The sequence below is a fragment of the Burkholderia sp. COPS genome (assembly GCF_019425585.1).
Lineage (GTDB): Bacteria > Pseudomonadota > Gammaproteobacteria > Burkholderiales > Burkholderiaceae > Burkholderia > Burkholderia cepacia.
In genome coordinates this window covers 75,179-77,153 of the sequence record NZ_WIXR01000055.1, presented here as the reverse complement: position 1 = coordinate 77,153, position 1,975 = coordinate 75,179, and the positions used below count along the sequence as shown (strand labels likewise).

Genomic DNA, 1,975 nt, shown 5'->3' with positions numbered 1-1,975 from the left:
GGGCGGCTACTACGCGATCACGACGTGGCTGCCCACCTACCTGAAAACCGTCCGCCACCTGTCGGTGTTCAACACGAGCGGCTATCTCGTCGTGCTGATCGTCGGCTCGTTCGTGGGCTACGTGGTCGGCGCGATCCTGTCCGACCGGCTCGGCCGCCGCGCGTCGTTCATCCTGTTCGCGATCGGCTCGTTCTCGCTCGGCATGGCGTACACGATGCTGCCGATCACCGACACCGCGATGCTGCTGCTCGGCTTCCCGCTCGGGATCGTCGTGCAAGGGATCTTCGCGGGCGTCGGCGCATACCTGTCGGAGCTGTATCCCGGTGCGATCCGCGGCTCGGGCCAGGGCTTCTGCTACAACCTCGGGCGCGGGCTCGGCTCGTTCTTCCCGATCCTCGTCGGCTCGCTGTCGCAGTCGATGTCGCTCGTGAAGGCGATCGGCCTCGTCGCGGGCGGCGGCTACCTGCTCGTGATCGTCGCGGCGCTCGTCCTGCCGGAAACGCGCGGCAAGTCGCTCGTCGACGATCCGGCCGTCGCGTCCTGAGCAACCGCCACGTTCCGGAAACCGCATGCACGTGATCGTTCTCGGCGCCGGCGTGATCGGCGTCACCACTGCCTGGCACCTGCGCGAAGCAGGTTGCGAGGTCACCGTGATCGAACGCGAGGCCGACGTCGCTCAGGCGACGAGCCTCGGCAACGCGGGCGTGATCGCGCCCGGCTACGTGACGCCGTGGGCCGCCCCCGGGATGCCAGGCAAGATCCTCAAGTACCTGTTCGAGCCCGCGTCGCCGCTGATCTTCCGGCCGACGCTCGAAGCCGCGCAGTGGCGCTGGATCGCGCGCTGGCTGCGCGAATGCGAATTCGAGCGGTTCCGTGTGAACAAGCAGCGGATGCAGCGCATCGCCTATTACAGCCGCGCATGCCTGCACGCATTTCGTGACCGGCATCCGTTCGACTACGGCGCGAGCCGGGGCTACCTCCAGCTGCTGCGCGGTGCGTTCGACGTGCAGATGGTCCAGCCCGCGCTGAAGGTGCTGCGCGACGCCGGCATCGCGTTTCGCGAGCTCGATGCGGCCGGCTGCACGGCGATCGAGCCGGGCCTGCGCTGGGCGCGGCAGGCACCCGTCGGCGGCATCTACCTGCCCGACGACGAAGCGGGCGACTGCGCACGCTTTACGCGTGAACTGCGGGCGCTGTGCGAAGCAAACGGCGTGACGTTCCGCTTTCACACGGACGTGCAGGCGCTCGACGTTGAAGCGGGCCGGGTGCGCGGCGTGCGGACCGTCGGTAACGGCAACGAGGATGGCGATACGCCGGATCGTGCACGAGCGCATCCGCACGCATCGAACGCCGGCAGCAAGCAACGCGACGCGCGGCTCGCCGCCGACGCGATCGTCGTCGCGCTCGGCGTCGACAGCGCCGCGCTGCTGCGGCCGCACGGCATCGACGTGCCGCTCTATCCGGTGAAGGGTTACTCGGCGACGCTCTCCGTCGTCGACGACGAAAGAGCGCCGCACGCCGCGCTGATGGACGAATCGCTAAAGACGGCGATCACGCGCTTCGGCCCGACGTTGCGCGTCGCGGGTACGGCGGAACTCGGCAACCGGCATGCAGCGCTGCGCCGGCAGGCGCTCGATACGCTGATGAAGGTGCTCGACGACTGGTTCCCGCACGCGGCCGATCGCGCATCGGCGCGCTTCTGGGTCGGCCGCCGGCCGATGACGCCCGACGGGCCGCCGCTGCTCGGCGCGAGCGGGATCGACGGGCTCTGGCTCAACGTCGGCCACGGCTCGACGGGTTGGGCGATGTCGATGGGGTCGGGGAAGGTGGTGGCGGATCTCGTCACGGGACGGGAACCGGAGATCGACTTGTCGGGCCTGACGCTCGCGCGCTACGGCCGGTAGGCCCGGTGGCCCGGTGGCTCGGCTGACTCGGTGGCCCGGTGGCCTGCTGCCTCGGTGGCTCGGTGGCTCGG

The 1,975-nt window shown here is 69.8% G+C and carries 2 protein-coding genes; both read left to right on the top strand.

Translation table 11 applies throughout. From position 1 onward, the window contains the following. Positions 1–544: MFS transporter (locus FOZ70_RS38295; RefSeq protein ID WP_258025798.1), on the top strand; the 544-nt coding region annotated here is incomplete at its 5' end. Positions 545–569: 25 nt separating this feature from the next. Then, a complete protein-coding gene (locus FOZ70_RS33080; RefSeq protein ID WP_219707591.1) occupies positions 570–1,904 on the top strand; it encodes a D-amino acid dehydrogenase in 1,335 nt (444 codons plus the stop codon). Positions 1,905–1,975: the final 71 nt, after the last annotated feature.

Bases quoted from the DNA above. Each gene is read 5' to 3' on its own strand.
- FOZ70_RS33080 (WP_219707591.1), top strand. From the start codon at position 570: ATGCACGTGATCGTTCTCGGCGCCGGCGTGATCGGCGTCACCACTGCC.